The organism is Xanthomonas sp. NCPPB 3200, from assembly GCF_056393585.1.
The window spans coordinates 4586245-4602267 of the sequence record NZ_CM150785.1; the positions used below are offsets into that span (position 1 = coordinate 4586245).

Annotated in this window: 11 protein-coding genes; 5 read left to right on the forward strand and 6 right to left on the reverse strand. The window is 68.6% G+C overall.

Annotated features, from left to right (window positions below):
• Nucleotides 1-34 precede the first annotated feature (34 nt).
• Complete coding sequence (locus AC06DU_RS19850; RefSeq protein ID WP_053051610.1) at nucleotides 35-1846, forward strand: monovalent cation:proton antiporter-2 (CPA2) family protein; 1812 nt, start codon at nucleotides 35-37, stop codon at nucleotides 1844-1846.
• Nucleotides 1847-2579: 733 nt separating this feature from the next.
• Here AC06DU_RS19850 and zwf read toward each other — a convergent pair.
• The 5 genes from zwf to AC06DU_RS19875 form a co-directional block, all read right to left on the reverse strand.
• Nucleotides 2580-4442 (reverse strand): glucose-6-phosphate dehydrogenase, encoded by a 1863-nt coding sequence (zwf, locus tag AC06DU_RS19855; protein WP_478203063.1) that lies wholly within the window; start codon nucleotides 4440-4442, stop codon nucleotides 2580-2582.
• Nucleotides 4439-6238 carry a glycoside hydrolase family 15 protein gene (locus tag AC06DU_RS19860; protein ID WP_102257127.1) on the reverse strand — a complete coding sequence of 600 codons (1800 nt, stop codon included), beginning with the start codon at nucleotides 6236-6238 and terminating at the stop codon, nucleotides 4439-4441. The genes zwf and AC06DU_RS19860 overlap by 4 nt, the downstream gene beginning before the upstream one ends.
• 63 nt (nucleotides 6239-6301) lie before the next feature.
• Nucleotides 6302-6631: a low molecular weight protein tyrosine phosphatase family protein gene (locus AC06DU_RS19865; protein WP_016902847.1), complete on the reverse strand. Its 330-nt coding sequence runs from the start codon at nucleotides 6629-6631 to the stop codon at nucleotides 6302-6304.
• Nucleotides 6632-6657: 26 nt separating this feature from the next.
• Nucleotides 6658-9978: an ankyrin repeat domain-containing protein gene (locus AC06DU_RS19870; protein WP_184434889.1), complete on the reverse strand. Its 3321-nt coding sequence runs from the start codon at nucleotides 9976-9978 to the stop codon at nucleotides 6658-6660.
• A complete protein-coding gene (locus tag AC06DU_RS19875) occupies nucleotides 9971-10231 on the reverse strand; it encodes a YcgL domain-containing protein (protein WP_039529613.1) in 261 nt (86 codons plus the stop codon). The genes AC06DU_RS19870 and AC06DU_RS19875 overlap by 8 nt, the downstream gene beginning before the upstream one ends.
• Nucleotides 10232-10449: 218 nt before the next feature.
• On the opposite strand from AC06DU_RS19875, the gene AC06DU_RS19880 reads away from it, so the two are divergent.
• The 4 genes from AC06DU_RS19880 to AC06DU_RS19895 are packed head-to-tail and all read left to right on the forward strand — an operon-like array spanning nucleotide 10450 to nucleotide 14856.
• On the forward strand, nucleotides 10450-11646 hold the full coding sequence (locus AC06DU_RS19880; RefSeq protein ID WP_024940579.1) for a beta-ketoacyl-[acyl-carrier-protein] synthase family protein: 1197 nt from the start codon (nucleotides 10450-10452) through the stop codon (nucleotides 11644-11646).
• The gene (locus AC06DU_RS19885; RefSeq protein ID WP_184434895.1) at nucleotides 11646-12419 is read left to right on the forward strand and encodes a beta-ketoacyl synthase chain length factor; all 774 of its coding nucleotides are present in this window, start codon (nucleotides 11646-11648) and stop codon (nucleotides 12417-12419) included. The genes AC06DU_RS19880 and AC06DU_RS19885 overlap by 1 nt, the downstream gene beginning before the upstream one ends.
• On the forward strand, nucleotides 12416-13237 hold the full coding sequence (locus AC06DU_RS19890) for a glycosyltransferase family 2 protein (protein WP_478203064.1): 822 nt from the start codon (nucleotides 12416-12418) through the stop codon (nucleotides 13235-13237). The genes AC06DU_RS19885 and AC06DU_RS19890 overlap by 4 nt, the downstream gene beginning before the upstream one ends.
• Nucleotides 13234-14856: an NAD(P)/FAD-dependent oxidoreductase gene (locus AC06DU_RS19895; protein WP_184434900.1), complete on the forward strand. Its 1623-nt coding sequence runs from the start codon at nucleotides 13234-13236 to the stop codon at nucleotides 14854-14856. Before AC06DU_RS19890 ends, AC06DU_RS19895 begins: the two co-directional genes overlap by 4 nt.
• A gap of 309 nt (nucleotides 14857-15165) precedes the next feature.
• Here AC06DU_RS19895 and fabG read toward each other — a convergent pair whose 3' ends face one another.
• On the reverse strand, nucleotides 15166-15903 hold the full coding sequence (gene fabG, locus AC06DU_RS19900) for a 3-oxoacyl-ACP reductase FabG (protein ID WP_024940574.1): 738 nt from the start codon (nucleotides 15901-15903) through the stop codon (nucleotides 15166-15168).
• Nucleotides 15904-16023: the final 120 nt, after the last annotated feature.

Here is a 16023-nt window from a genome sequence, read left to right on the forward strand (position 1 = left end):
GGCGGCATAATGCGAACCTCAACGGAGAACGTGCATGCATAGCGGTGGTCTGGAACTGGCTCTGGTGCTGATGCTGGCCGCCATCGTGGCGGTGCCGGTGTTCAAGCGCTTCGGCCTAGGCGCGGTGTTGGCCTATCTGGTCGCCGGTGTGGTGCTCGGGCCCGATGGCGTGGGCGTGGTGCAGGATGCCGAGCGCATCAGCGGCGCGGCCGAGATCGGCGTGGTGATGCTGCTGTTCGTCATCGGCCTGGAACTGTCGCCGGCGCGCCTGAAGGTGATGCGTCATTCGGTGTTCGGTGCCGGCGCCACCCAGGTGGTGGTGACCACGCTGATCCTGGGTGGCCTGCTGATGCTCGGCAACCTGGGCTGGAAGAGCGCGTTGATCGTCGGCGTGGCGCTGGCGTTGTCGTCCACCGCGGTGGGCCTGCAGCTGCTGGCCGAGCGCAAGGCGCTCAATAGCGACTACGGGCGCCTGGCGTTCGCCATCCTGCTGTTCCAGGATCTGATCGCCATTCCGTTGCTGGCGGCCATTCCGCTGCTCGGCGGCAGCAAGAACGCCACGCTGGCATGGCCCGACGTGGCCAAGGCGGTCGCGGCACTGGCGCTGGTGATCCTGTGCGGGCGCTTCGTGCTGCGCCATCTGTTCAACGTGGTGGCGCGCACGCGCATGCCGGAAGTGTTCACCGCCAGCGCCCTGCTGGTGGTGCTGGGCACCGCCTGGATCATGCAGGAAGCCGGATTGAGCGCCAGCCTGGGCGCCTTCATCGCCGGCGTGCTGCTGGCCGATTCGGAATTCCGCCATGAGCTCGAATCGCAGATCGAGCCGTTCGAAGGATTGCTGCTGGGGCTGTTCTTCATCTCGGTCGGCATGGGCATCGATCTGAACCGGGTGGTCGCCGAGCCAGGCCTGATCGCCGGCGGTGTGGCGATCCTGCTGGTGGTCAAGTTCTCGCTGCTGGTCGGCATCGGCAGCGTGGCGAAGTTGCCGCTGCGCAGCAGCCTGATGCTGGGCAGCGTGTTGTGGCTGGGCGGCGAATTCGCCTTCGTGGTGTTCAACGAGGCCGATCGGGTCGGCTTGCTGGAGCGCGCCAACCACGACCGGCTGGTGGCCGTCGTCGGCGTGTCGATGGCGCTGACGCCGCTGTTGCTGCTGGGCATGCAGCGCATCCTCAACGGGCCGCTGCGGCTGCATGCGCCCAAGTCCGACCGCCCGTTCGACACCATCGATGCGCAGACGCCCAAGGTACTGGTCGCCGGCATGGGCCGCTTCGGTCAGGTGGTCGCGCGCCTGCTCACCGCGCGGCATGTGCCGTTCGTGGCCCTGGAACACAATCCGGACACCGTGGAAGATCTGCGCCGCTTCGGCAGCCAGCTGTACTACGGCGACCCCACGCGACCGGAACTGCTGCGCGCCGCCGGCGCCGACCGCATCAAGGTGTTCGTGATCGCGGTGGACGACCCGGACACCAACATCAAGACGGTGCGGCTGATCCGCCGCCTGTACCCGCAGGCCACGGTGCTGGCACGTGCACGCAATCGCCAGCACGCCTGGAAACTGATGGACCTGGGCGCAGAACCGTTCCGCGAGGTGTTCGCCTCCAGCCTGGAACTGAGCGAACGCGTGCTGACCTCGCTCGGTTTGGGCGAGGCGGTTGCCAAGGATCACGTCAAACGCTTCCGTCAGCACGACGAAGAGTTGCTGCATCGCCAGCACCTGGTCTACGACGACGAGGCCAAGGTGATACAGACCTCGCGCGACGCACGCGCCGACCTGATGAATCTGTTCGAAGCCGACGTCAAGGCCGATGTGGACGGCGAGCCCGCGCCTACCACACAGGATCGCTGAGCCCTTGGTAGGAGCGTGCCTGCGCGCGACCCGGGCGTTACCGATAAAGCTCGTCGCGCGCAGGCACGCTCCTACGTGGATGTGGTGCATCGTTTGTCAGCGGTAGTGACGCAGTCGATGCCTTGGAAACGACCTGCACGCAAGCGGCCGATTGCGTCCAAGTCATACGCCGATGTGATGGCGAGCCCCCACCAACCACCCACAATCACTTCGTCGTTCGTAGGAGCGTGCCTGCGCGCGACCGGGCGTTACCGATAAAGCCCGGCGCGCGCAGGCACGCTCCTACGTGGATGTGGTGCATCGTTCGTCAACGGTAACGGCGCCGTCGTTGCCTCGGCGACAACCTGCACGCGAGCGGCCGATTGCGTCCAAGTCATACGCCGATGTGATGGCGAGCCCCCACCAACCACCCACCATGGTTGCGCCGTTCGTAGGAGCGTGCCTGCGCGCGACCCGGGCGTTACCGATAAAGCCCGTCGCGCGCAGGCACGCTCCTACGTGGATGTGGTGCATCGTTCGTCAGCGGTAGTGACGCAGTCGATGCCTTGGAAACGACCTGCACGCAAGCGGCCGATTGCGTCCAAGTCATACGCCAATGTGACGGCGAGCCCCACCAACCACCCACCATCACTTCGCCCTTCGTAGGAGCGTGCCTGCGCGCGACCGGGCGTTACCGATAAAGCCTCGTCGCGCGCAGGCACGCTCCTACGTGGAGCTGCGGCGGCTGCCTCCGTCAGCGGCGTGGCGCGCGCACCGCGGGCTTGCTGGCCGACTTCTTCGCTGCGCTCTTGCCAGCCGCGGTTTTGCCGGCGGTCTTTGCGACCTTGCCGGTTGCGCGTTTGCCCGCGGCTTTCTTTGCCGCACTGCCCGGCGACGTAGCCGCATCCTGCGATGGTCTTGCTGCAGCCGCAGATGCGCGTTTGGCTGGCGCCTTGGTGACCCTTTCGGCTGCCGCCTTGGTGATCTTCCTGGCCGGCGCCTTGGCAGCCTTCTTGACCGTCTTCCCGGTGGCTTTCTTGATCGGCGTTGCAGCGCTGCTGCGCGCTTCCGGTGCGCGGCGCGGCGGTGGCTTGCGGCCGGGGGTGAGCGCGCGCCAGGCGTGTCCACCGTTCATCGCCAGCAAGGCGTCGGCGGCCGAGGGTCCGGCGCTGCCGGCGGCGTAATTGGGGAAATCGCTGGGCGGTTGCTTCCAGGCATCCAGGATCGGTTGCACGATACGCCAGGCACCTTCCACCATTGCCGCATCCTGGAACAGGCCGGCCTCGCCGTTCATGCAGTCCTGCAGCAGGCGCTCGTAGCCCACCGTGTATTCCTTGGGGAACCAGTCGCGGTAGCGGAAGTCCATGCGCACCGGTGCCAGGCTGACCTGCGCGCCGGGGCGTTTGACGTCGAACTGCAGCGAGATGCCTTCGTCGGGCTGGATGTGCAGCACCAGCCAGTCGGGGCCATAGCCGCCCACTTCGGTGCTGCGGAACGGCGCCAGCGGCGCGGGCTTGAAGCGGATCGCGATCTCGGTGGTGCGCTCGCGCAGACGCTTGCCGGTGCGCAGGTAGAACGGCACGCCGGCCCAGCGCCAGGTGTCGACCTGCAGCTTCATCGCCACGTAGGTTTCGGTTTCCGAATCGTCCGGCACGGTGTCTTCTTCGCGATAGCCGGGCACGGCGCTGCGGTTGACCGCACCAGAGGCGTACTGGCCACGCACCACGTCTTCGGGCTTGATCGGGCGCACCGCTTCGATCACTTCGGCGCGGCGGCGATGCATCGCTTCGGTGGTGAATGCAGCCGGCGGCTCCATCGCAATCATCGCCAGCAGCTGGAAGAGGTGGTTGGGCACCATGTCGCGCAGGCAACCGGTGGGGTCGTAAAAGCGCCCGCGCCCTTCCACGCCGATGGTTTCGGCGGCGGTGATCTGCACATGATCGATGCGGTCGCGGTTCCACACCGGCTCGAACAGGCCATTGGCGAAACGGAACGCCAGGATGTTCTGCACGGTTTCCTTGCCGAGGAAATGGTCGATGCGGAACACCTGGTCCTCATGCAGCACCTTGGCGACGGTGGCGTTGAGCGCGACGGCGCTGGGCAGGTCGTGGCCGAAGGGTTTTTCCACGATCACCCGACGCCAGCCCTCGCCCTCACGTTGCCTGACCAGCCCGGCTTCGCCCAGGTTGAGCAATACCGGCTCGAAGAAGCGCGCGGCGGTAGCCAGATAAAACAGCACGTTGCCCTGGGTGCCGTAGCGCTTGTGCAGCTTCTCCAGCGCGCCACCCAGGGTTTGATAGGCACCCAGGTCGGTGAAATCGCCGCGCAGATAATGCATGCGCTCGCGCAGCCACTCCCAGGTGTCGGTGTCGAACTCGTCGGTCTGGAATTCGGCATCGCGGCTGCTGAGCAGCTGGGTCATCGACTGGCCCATCATCGTGCGCCACGAACGCTCGCTGATATCGCCGTGATCCATGCCGACGATGGCGAACTGCTCGCCCAGCGCACCGGAGCGGCGCAGGTTGTACAGCGCCGGCATCACCAGGCGCTTGGTCAGATCGCCGCGTGCACCGAACACCACGATGATGCACGGCGGGGTGGTGGCTTGTTCGTTCATGGATGTGTTTCCTCTTTGCCCATGCGTCCGTGCAGGCGCAATGCCGCATTGACCAGAGCCACGTGGGAATACCCTTGCGGGAAGTTGCCAAGCATGCGTTTGCTGCGCGGGTCGTACTCTTCGGCGAGCAGGCCCACGTCGTTGCACAACCCGAGCAGACGCTCGAGCAGGACGCGTGCCTGCTCGGTGCGCCCGAGCAGGGCGTAGTTTTCCACCAGCCAGAAGCTGCAGGCAAGAAAGGTGCCCTCGCCGGCCGGCAAGCCGTCGGCGCTGTCGTCGGCGCGATAGCGCTCGACCAATCCATCGATGGTCAGATCGCGTGCGATCGCATCGGCGGTCGCGGCAATACGCGGATCATCGGCCGGCAGGAACCCCACGATCGGGATCAGCAACAACGCCGCATCCAGACGATCGGACCCGTAGCTCTGCACGAAGTGCCCGTCCGGGTGCACGCCTTTTTCCAGCACTTCGGCGCGGATGTCGTCGGCGATGCGGCCCCAGTGCGCGCGCTTGGCCGCATCGGCATTGGTGATGCCATCGCGCGCGCCGCAGTCGAATGCCAGCCAGGCCATCACCTTGGAATGCACGAAATGACGGCGCTCGTCGCGGATTTCCCAGATGCCTTCGTCGGGCAGGCGCCACAGCGTTTCCAGCGTCTCCAGCACCTTTTCCAGCAACGATGCCGACGAGCCATCATCATCGGACGGCGGCGCCACGCCCTTTTCGCGTGCGTAATGGAACGCGCCGATCAGCTCGCCGTAGACGTCGAGCTGGAACTGGTCCACCGCGCCGTTGCCGATCCGCACCGGCCCGGAATTTTCATAGCCGGGCAGCCAGTGCGCCTCCCACTCCTGCAGGCGGCGTTCGCCGGCAATGCCGTAGAGCGCCTGCAACTGATCCGGCGAACCGGCGATGGCGCGTTGCACCCAGTCGCGAAAAGCTTCTGCTTCGTCGCGATAGCCGGCCTGCAGCAAGGCGATCAGGGTGAACACCGAATCGCGCAGCCAGCAGTAGCGGTAATCCCAGTTGCGGCTGCCGCCCAGATGCTCGGGCAGCGAGGCAGTCGGCGCGGCGACGATGCCGCCGGTGGGCAGATAGCTGAGCCCTTTCAGCACCACCAGCGAGCGGCGCACCTGCGCGGTCCAGGGGCCGACATCGGTACAGCGCCGCGCCCAGCCATGCCAGAACGCGGTCGTGCGTTGCAGCGCCTGTTCCGGATCGATCGCCGTCGGCGTGGGCTGATGCGACAGGCCGTGGCTGAGCACAAACCAGGTGCTCTCGCCCTGCCGCAGCGTGAAGTCGGTTTCGGTGCCCATGTCCTCGCCGTGCAGCGCCTGCGGCGAGCGCAGCGCCAGCTGGTCGGGGCCGGCAATGGCGCGGATGCCGCCGTCGATGCGCGTCACCCATGGCACGGTGCGGCCATAGTTGAAGCGGAAGGTCAGGCGCATGTGCATCGGCACCTGGCCCTGCACGCAACGCACGATCCGCACCAGGTGCTGGTGGCCGTCGCCTTCATCGCTGGCGACCATGAAGTCGACCAGTTCCACCGTGCCGGTGTCGGTGTGCATGCGCGTGCACAACACCAGGCTGTCGTCTTCGTAGGCACGCTCGCTGCGAAAGTCGCCGGCCGGCGACAACGCCCATTGCCCGTGCTGCTCATCGCCCAGCAGGGACGCGAAAAACGCATCGGAATCGAAACGTGGCAGACACAGCCAGTCGATGGTGCCGCGGTGGTCGACCAGGGCCGCGCTGTGGCAATTGCCCAGCATGGCGTGGTCCTCGATACGCACGCTCATCGTAGAGGCGCTTCCTTCGTGCGAGGGAGGGCCAAGTTTTGCATGCGCGGTGTCGGGATCAGGTTACGACTGCGCCGGCAGACGCAGCAACGGTGGCACCGTGTGTTCCAGGCGACGGATCAGTGCCGGATCCATATACGCGTAGTCGTCGGGAATCTGCAGGCAGATCACCCGGCAATGGCGCAGATGGGCGGCGAAGCGCTTGCGCAGCAACTGCAGGTGACGACGCTCCATCACCAGCACCAGTTGCGCTTCGTGCAACAGCTCCGGGGTGAGCTGTACCTCCGCATCGGCGGCCAGCCCGGCCGATTGCGTCTGCACGCCCGGCCAGTCGGCGAACACGCGCTCGGCGGTGGGGCTGCGCAGCCGGTTGCGGCTGCACACGAACAGCACCCGCAGCGGTGCGCCGGCGCGCTGGCTCAGCGGCCTTCGCGCAGGAAGCGCGCCATCGAGGACACCCCCGGCAAAGCGGGTTCGAACTGGCCGGCCACATCGATGAAGCCGCGCATGATCGCGATCTCGCGCGGGGTGCGGTTGAGCGCGTCGCGGCGGTCGGCATCGGCGCCGGCACGCAGCAGGCGCTGCACCAGCAACGGCAGGCCGTGCAGTGCGGCCAGGTGCAACGGCCCGAAACCGCGTTGATCGGCCACGTCCAGCGAGACGTCTTCGTCGAGCAGGCGTTCGACGCCGGCCAGCACCACCTGCTCGTCGCAGGCGGTGCCCGGCTCGGCGCGCGCACCCAGCACCAGCAGCAAGGGGCTGACCCGGCCGCCGGCCAGGTAGTCCGGGTCGGCGCCGGCCAGCAGCAAGGTATCCAGCAAGGCCAGCAGGCGGCTCTTGTCGCGCGCCGTGAAGCCGTACAGCGCGGCGCAATGCAGTGGCGCCAGGCCTTGATCGTCGTTGGCGTGCACATCGGCCGCCGCGGTGAGCAGGCGCGCCACGATATCCGGCAGGCCCAGCGCGCAGGCCAGCATCAGCACGGTGACGCCGCCGGGCAGACGGTGCTCGATCTGCGCACCGGCCTGCAGCAACGCGGCCACGATCTCGGTCTGACGCATGCTCACCGCCGCCGACAACGGCGTGGCGCCGCTATTGGCCGCGCGTTGCGGGTCGGCGCCGCGACCGAGCAGATGCGCCACCACGCCCAGATGGCCGCCACCGGCGGCACGCAGCAACGCGGTGCAGCCCTGGGCATCGATCGCATCGACCGGCAGGCCCAGATCGATCAGGCGGCGCACCGCATCGGTGTCGCCGACCATCGCGGCGGCCGGCACGTCCGCCTCGCGCAGGCTGCGCTGCGGCAGCGACCAGATGCGCCAGTCCAGCCAGTCGGCCAGGTCGCGGCGGCCGATCGACAGCGCCACCCCCAGCGGGGTCTGCCCGTCGGCAGCGCGCGCTTCCGGCGAGGCGCCCTGCTTGACCAGCAATTTCAGCGACGCCTCGCGGCCCAGCGCGGTGGCCAGGTGCAGCGCGGTCATGCCATGGCTGTCGCGCGCCTCGCGGTCCACGCCGTGTTCCAGCAGCCACTGCTGCAGGCGCAGCCAGCCCAGCCGCACCGCCAGCGACAACGGCGGATCGCCGGCCGCCGATGCGGCGAACGGGTCGGCGCCGCGTTCCAGCAGTTCCAGCGCGAACTGTTCCAGCCCGCGCGATGCCGCATCGTGCTGCACGCAGGCGCTGAGCAGCCGCGTCAGGCCGCCGGCACCGGCCGGCGACACGCCATGGCGCAGCAGCGCCTGCAGCGCCGGCACCGCCTCCACGCCCCGCGACAGCAGCGCAAACATCGGCACATCGCCGCAGGCATCGCGCACTTCGGCATCGGCCCCGTGGCGCAGCAGCCAGTCCACCGCATCGGCGTTCAAGGCCAGATGCGCGTCGTGCAGCAGGCCGCCGAGTTCTTCTGGGCCGCACAGGCGGGCCAGTGCGACCAGACCGTCGCGCTGGCCGAACTGCAGGCCTTCGCGCAGCAGAACCAGTGGCGGGCGATCGGGCAGTACCGTCACGCCGGGGCTCTCGCCGTGCGCGTCACTGACCGCCGCCGGCAAGGGATAGCCGGGATCGAGCAACTGCACGATCGCCCAGCGCCCGGCTTCGGCGGCCACATCCACCGCGCGACGGCCGTGCGCGTCGGCGCTGTCGGCCGGCACCTGCAGCTCGAGCAGGCGCCGGATCAGCGCCGGCGACACGCTGTCGGCGGCGCAGGCCAGCATCACCGCATTGCGGCCCTCGCCGTCGATGGCCAGCACGTCGGCCTTGCGTGCGACCAGGCGTTCGAGCACCCCGCTGCGCGCCTGCCGCGCCGCATCCAGCCACGGCGTGCGGCCGAGCAGATCGCGCGCTTCCAGATTGGCGCCGGCCGCCAGCAGCGCCTCGACGATGTCGCCATGTCCGGCCAACGCGGCTTCGTGCAGGGCACTGCGGCGTTGGCGGTCGCGCGCATCCACGCGCGCCTTGTGCTTGAGCAGCAGTTGCACGCCGGCCGGGTCGTCTTCCTCGGTGCCGGCCGCGGCCAGCAGCACCGGCGCGCCACCTTCCGGTTCGGAGTGCGCGCCGCGTTCCAGCAGGAACTTGGCCAGCCGCCAGTTGCCGACCTGGCAGGCCATCGCCAGCGGCGAGTGGCCTTCGTTGTTGAGCGCATCGAGTTCGGCGGCGGCATCGCGCAGCAGCGCGGCCACGCCCGGGTCGGAACTGCGCACCGCGTGGTGCAGCGGCGTGTTGCCGTCGTTGTCGCAGGCGCGCGGGTCGGCCCCGTTGGCCAGCAGCGTCATCACCGCATCCGGGCGGCCATGCCAGCTGTCGCGGGTGGCGGCCAGCAACGGGGTCATGCCGCGATGCGGCTGGTTGACGTCGACGCGGCGCACGATCAGCTCGCGCAGCAGGCGCAGATCCGGCAGCACCGCGGCCAGCGCGGGCAGGCTGCGTTGGTCGCGCCACTCCGGCAGCGGCATCGCCTGCGGGTCGGCCCCGGCGTCGAGCAACTGCAGCGCGCGGTCCACGCGTCCGCTGCGCGCGGCCTCGAACAGCTCCGGCACCAGTTGGTGCTGGGCCACCGGCTCCAGCGGACGCGGCTCGGCCGCCGCTTCGGAAAAGAAATCGGCCGCCTGCAGGGCCGCCGGGGCATCGCTGCGCGCCGGGGCGGCCGTGCGTTGCAACAGCAGGTGGGCAGCGGGCAGCAGCACGCTGGCCGCGATCGCCAGACTCCAGCGCAGGCTGCTCGACAACCAGCCCGGCCAGGCCAGCGCCACCACCAGCGTGCACATCGCCAGCACCAGGGCAGCGGCCAGCAGGCCGCGCCAGGCGTGCAACTCCTGCGTTGCCAGCGCATGCCAGCGCGGGGCCAGGGCGCCGCCATCGCGTTCGACCTCGCCCCACAGCGGCCAGGTCCGCCACAACCCGAGCAACGCGGCGCTGACCGCCACACTCAAGGCCAATGCGGCGGCCAGGCTGCCGCTGTCGCGCAGGGCGGTCAGCGGCCAGCTGATCAGGGCGGCCAGCGCCAGCAGGCCCACACCCCAGATCGTCAGCAACGGCGGCACTGCCTGCGCAACCGCACGCGGCTGGCTGGGCAGTGCGCGGCTACCGCGCGCCCACGACACCGCCAGCGCGAACGCCGGCTGCGCCAGCCACAGCGTCACCGCGGCGACACCGCCGCCGATGCCGCCCAGCAACGACAACGCCACGCCGGCCAGGCCGGCCAGCGCTGCGGCCCGCAAGCGTGCGGCCCGTGCGGCCTCAGTCATAGTCGCACTCGCCCGCCAGCACCACCGTCTTGGGCAGTTGCAGATAGAAGCCGTGCCTGGCGAGCGCTTCGCGCACCGTGGCCACGTCGGCCTGCGCCAGACGGCGCTCCGGCGTCAACGCCACCTCCAGCACGAACGCGAACGGCGCCAGCTGCGCGTGCACGGCGGCGGGAAGACCGGAGAAGTCGTCGCGCGTGGCGAGATAGACGAAGGTGTCCTGCTTGCGTTGGCTTTTATAGACGTAGGCGTGCATGCGCGCGTGGTCGCGCTCGATCGGCAAGTGTGTCGCAGGATTGTGTCCCAATTGCGCCGATGGCGAAAGCGCGGCAACGCGCGAAAACTCCAGCCCCGTCAGCGACATGACCGGCACGTTCAGTTGCGCCATCGACGGGAGGCGCACCCGCCATCGATATACTGAGCCCACTTCTTGCCAGCCAGACCACCGTGAGCCAAGCGCAGCATTCGTCCCAGATGGCCCCGGTCGCCGTCACCGCTTTTACGTCCACCACCGCGCTCGGCGCCGGGCTCGATGCCCAGGCCGCCGCCCTGACTGCTCGCCGCAGCGGCATGCGTCGCAACGATTTCGGCCCGCAGCCGCTGGCGTGCTGGATCGGCCGCGTCGACGGCGTGGAAGACATCGTGTTGCCGGAGGCCCTGCAAGGCTGGGACTGCCGCAACAATCGCCTGGCCTGGCTGGCCCTGCAGCAGGACGGCATGGCCGAGGCGGTGCAGGCCGCCGCGCAGCGCTACGGCGCCGAGCGCGTGGCGGTGATCATCGGCACTTCCACCTCCAGCATCGGCGCCAGCGAAGAGGCCTACACGCGGCTGGTCGAAGACGCCGACGGCGCGCGCTTCCCCGACGACCTGGATCGCCCGATCGTGCACACCCCGCACTCGCTGGGCGACTTCGTGCAGCACGCCACCGGCCTGCGCGGCCCGAGCGTGACCGTGGCCACCGCCTGTTCGTCCAGCGCCAAGGTGTTTGCCCAGGCCGCGCGCCTGATCGATGCCGGGGTGGTGGATGCCGCCCTGGTCGGCGGCGTGGATACCTTGTGCGGCAGCGTGCTGTTCGGCTTCAACTCGCTGCAGGTGGTGGCACCGGAGCTGTGCCAGCCGTTCGATGCGCGCCGGGTCGGCCTGAGCCTGGGCGAGGCCGGCGGCTTTGCCATGCTCGAACGCACCGCTGCCGCACCGGACGCAACGCTGTGGCTGTACGGCTATGGCGAATCCAGCGATGCGCACCATATGTCCGCCCCGCATCCGCAGGGCCTGGGCGCGCAGTTGGCGATGCGCGGCGCGCTCGAACGCGCCGGCCTGGAGCCGGCCGCGGTGGGCTACCTGAACCTGCACGGCACTGCCACACCGGCCAACGACAGCGTCGAAGCCGCCGCAGTGGCGGCGATCTTCCCGGCCACCCTGCACGCCAGCTCGACCAAGGCCTGGACCGGCCACACCCTGGGCGCAGCCGGCATCGTCGAGTCGGTGATCGCGCTGCTGGCGCTGCGTGACGGCGTGCTGCCGGGCACGCTCAACAGCGAAGTGCCCGACCCCGCCTGCGGCCCGCAGATCCGTTTCGACAATGCCCATTCCAAGATCGATTACGCAATGAACAACTCCTTCGGTTTTGGCGGCAACAACTGCTCGCTGCTGTTCGGGCAGGCCCGCTGATGCTGGCTGCCACCATCGAGGGGATCGGCTTCTGGACCCAGGGCCTGCCGAGCTGGGACGCCGCTGCGGCGTTCGTGCGCGGCGGCGCGCTGCAGGACACCGGCGCGCGCCCGGCGCCGCAGCTGCTGGCCGCCAACGAGCGCCGTCGCGCACCGGACACGGTGGCGGTCTCGCTGGAGGCCGCGCTGGCCGCCTGCACCGCCGCCGGCCGCGAGCCGGCCAGCCTGCCGTCGATCTTCACTTCCACGTACGGCGACCTGGCCATCTCCGACTACATGTGCACCACCCTGGCCAGCGACCCCACGGCGATCTCGCCGACCAAGTTCCACAACTCGGTGCACAACGCCGCGGCCGGCTACTGGACCATCGGCGCCGGGGCGATGACCCCGGCCACCGCGATCAGCGCCAGCCTGGGCAGCTTCGCGCAAGGCTTGCTGGAGGCGCTGGTCCAACGTGCCGCCGGCATGGACGCAGTGCTGCTGGCCGGCTACGACGCCCGCTCGGTCGGGCCGCTGGGTCGGGTCGCCCCCAGCCAGGGGCTGCTCGGTGGCGCGCTGGTGCTAGGTGCGCCCGGCCAGGCCGGCAAGCCGCAGTTGCGGGCGTGGCTGGACGACGGCACGCCGACGACGGGCGCCGGCCCGCTGGCGCGGCATGTCGCCGCCAATGCGATGGCGCCGATGCTGCCGTTGTTCGACCTGATCGCCACTGGCGGCGAACGCGTGGCGCTGTACGCCGGCCCGGGCCGGGTGTTGCGCGTGGAGCTCCAGCAGTGAGCCGGCAGCCACTGACCCGCGAGGACACCGCGATCCTGGTGCCGGCGCTGAACGAATCGCTGCGCATCCGTGAAGTGGTCAACGATGCGCTGACCTATTGTTCCAACGTGATCGTGATCGACGACGGCTCCGATGACGGCACTGCCGACTGCATCGCCGGCCTGCCGATCACCTTGATCCGGCACCCGCAGCGCAAGGGCAAGGGCGCCGCGTTGCGCAGCGGGTTTGCGCAGGCGCAGCGGATGGGCATGCGCGCGGTGATGACCATGGACGGCGACGGCCAGCACAAGGCCGCCGATTTCCCGCGCCTGTTGGCGTCGGCCAACCGCCACCCCGGCTGCGTCATCGTCGGCGCCCGCATGCGCAAGCGCGCCACCCAGCCCACCATCCGCCGCATCGGCAACGATTTCGGCGACTGGGGCATCGCCTGGGCCTGCGGCTTCCAGCTGGTCGACAGCCAGAGCGGCCAGCGCCTGTATCCGGCCTCGGTGTTCACCCTGCCCGACGTGCCCGGCGAAGGCTTCGTGTTCGAAGCGCAACTGCTGATTTCCGCCGCACGCCAGGCCGGCGCGCGCGTGGTCGCGGTGCCGATCGAAACCCGCTACGCCGGCACCTCGCCGGGCGCGTTCCGCAAGAGCCATTTCCGCCTGGTACGCGATCTGTGGGAAATCACCTCGCATGTGGTGGTCCAGGCCTGGAGCTACGGGCATATCTGGCGCGAGTACCGCCGCGTGCGCGCCAACCCGGTGCTGATCGACGACGCTGACGGCGAATTTGCTACTGTGCCGGCGGTTACCAAGAGCAAGCCATCCCCATGAATGCACAGCGTGCCGATGTCGTTATCACCGGTGGTGGCCTGGCCGGCCTGAGTCTGGCCCTGCAGCTGCGCCAACGCGACCCCGAACTGGCGATCACTGTGCTGGAGCGCCGTGCGCACCCGGTGCGCGAGGCGGCGTTCAAGGTGGGCGAGTCCACGGTGGAGATCGGCGCGCACTACTTCGCCGAGGTCTTGGGCCTGCGCGAGCATCTGGAAACCGAGCAGATCCGCAAGTTCGGGTTCCGCTTCTTCTTCTCCGACAAGCGCGAGGACATCGACCGCTGCACCGAGCTGGGCGTGAGCCAGATCCTGCCGACGCCGTCGTGGCAGATCGACCGTGGCCGCTTCGAAAATTTCCTCGGCGAGCGCGCCCGCGCGCAGGGCATCACGTTTGTCGACAACTGCAGCGTCAAGGGCGTGGACCTGTCCGATGACCAGGCCGACCACGCCGTGCGCTACGAGCGCGCGGGCGAGGCCGGCACGCTGAGCGCACGCTGGGTGGTGGATGCCAGCGGCCGCGCCGGCCTGCTCAAGCGCAAGCTCGGCCTGGCGCAGGACAATGCGCACGACGCCAATGCGGTATGGTGGCGTGTGGAAGGCCTGATCGACCCCAATGGCTGGTCGCAGGACAGCAACTGGCTGCAGCGCTGCACGCCGCCGGACCGCTGGCGCTCGACCAACCACATGTGCGGGCCGGGCTACTGGTTCTGGCTGATTCCGCTGTCGTCCGGCGCGCATTCGCTGGGCATCGTCTGCGATGCAACGATGCACCCGCTGGACACGATGAACACCCACGACAAGGCGATGACCTGGCTGCGCACGCATCAGCCGCAGGTCGCCGCCACACTCGACAAGGCCGACTACCGGCTGCAGGACTTCCTGTTCCTGCGTAACTTCTCCTATGGCTGCAAGCAGGTGTTCTCGCCGCAGCGCTGGGCGCTGACCGGCGAGGCGGGCTTGTTCCTGGACCCGTTCTATTCGCCCGGCAGCGACTTCATTGCGATTTCCAATACCTACATCTGCGAACTGATCGGCCGCGACCGCGCCGGCAGATCGCTCAGCCCGTATGTGGAGCTGTATCAGCAGCTGTATTTCTCGTTCTACGAAAATACCCTGACCCTGTATCAGGACCAGTACGCGCTGTTCGGCGACGCGCAGGTGATGCCGGTCAAGGTGATCTGGGACTACACCTACTACTGGTCGCTGCTGGCGCCGCTGTTCTGCAGCGGACGCATCGCCGACCTCAGCCTGCTCTCGCGCATGAAGTCCGATTTCTTCTATGCGCGCGACATGAATCTGGCAATGCAGCGTGTGCTGCACGACTGGGGCCAGCACAACACTGCACAAGGCCTGGCCACCGACGATGGGCGCCTGCTCGATCAATACCTGATCGGCTGGTTCAACGAACTCAATGGCGCCTTGAACGACACCCTCGACGACGATGCCTTTGCCGCACGCATCCACAGCAACGTGGCGCAGATGGCGGTGCTGGCACGCGAGATCCTGCAGCAGGCACGCCAGCGCCATGCCGCACTGCCGGACCACGGGCTGGACGCCTTGACCGCCAACGCCATCGGCGAGCCGATCCTCACCGCCGCCTGGTACGCCGACGCGGCGTGAGTTTGAAAACCGCGCCGGCAACGGCGCGTTTTTTCTTGATTTGCGCTAGCTTGCCCCGCGCGTGTGATGCACCACGGCGACACCGGCGGCCAGCCCGAGCCTACATGGACGTACTTGCAGCCTGTCCCGCAACGTTCCCTGCGGCCAAGCCGCAGCTCCTCCGCTCTACAGCCGACGCATCTGCACGGGTCAATCGCTCTCACGCCAAACAAGGGGCTGAGCTTCAGCGTCGTTACGACATCCCAAAGCAGGGCTGGTCGGGGGTCGTGCCCATCAGGTGGCGAACACGGTCGTTTTCGTTAGCCGCTCTCAGCCCATCCCACCATTGATGCCGATGACCTGGCCGTTGATGTAGCCGGCTGACTCCGAACACAGAAACGCCACCAACGCGGCCACTTCGTCGGGCTTGCCGACGCGGCCCGCCGGTACCAGTTGCTTGATCACTTCCGGCGCGAAGCTTTCGCCGACCATCTCGCTTTCGATCACGCCCGGCGCGACCACGTTGACGGCGATGCCGCGGCTGGCCATCTCGCGCGACAGCGATTTGCTGGCGCCGTGCAAGGCGGCCTTGGCCGCGGCGTAGTTGGTCTGCCCGCGGTTGCCCAGCACCGCCGCCACCGACGACACGCTGACGATGCGGCCCCAGCGCGTACGCGCCATCGGCAGCAGCAGCGGCTGGGTGACATTGAAGAACCCGTGCAGCGACACGTCGATGACCCGATGCCACTGTTCGGCGTTCATGCCCGCCATCGGCGCATCGTCGTGGATGCCGGCGTTGTTGACCACGATCTGGATCGGACCGCCCTCCAGCAGGCCTGCCAGCGCCACCGCACTGGCCTGCGCATCGGCCACATCGAACGCCACCGCCTCGGCGCTGCCGCCGTCGGCCACGATCGCTGCGACCACTTCATCGGCGCGGGCGATATTGCGATTGGCATGCACGATCACATGGCGCCCCTGCGCCGCCAGCTGACGGCAGATCGCACCACCAAGATCGCCGCTGCCGCCGGTGACGAGTGCGCGGCGCTGTGGAATGGAAGTGCTCATGGAAGCCTCAATGAAAGCCGCAGACACGACGGCGGAAAGAGCCTCATCCTAACGACTCGCAGCAGGCGCAGGAATAGATCCAGCATTGATCGCCTACATCTTGTAGGAGCGCGCTTGCGC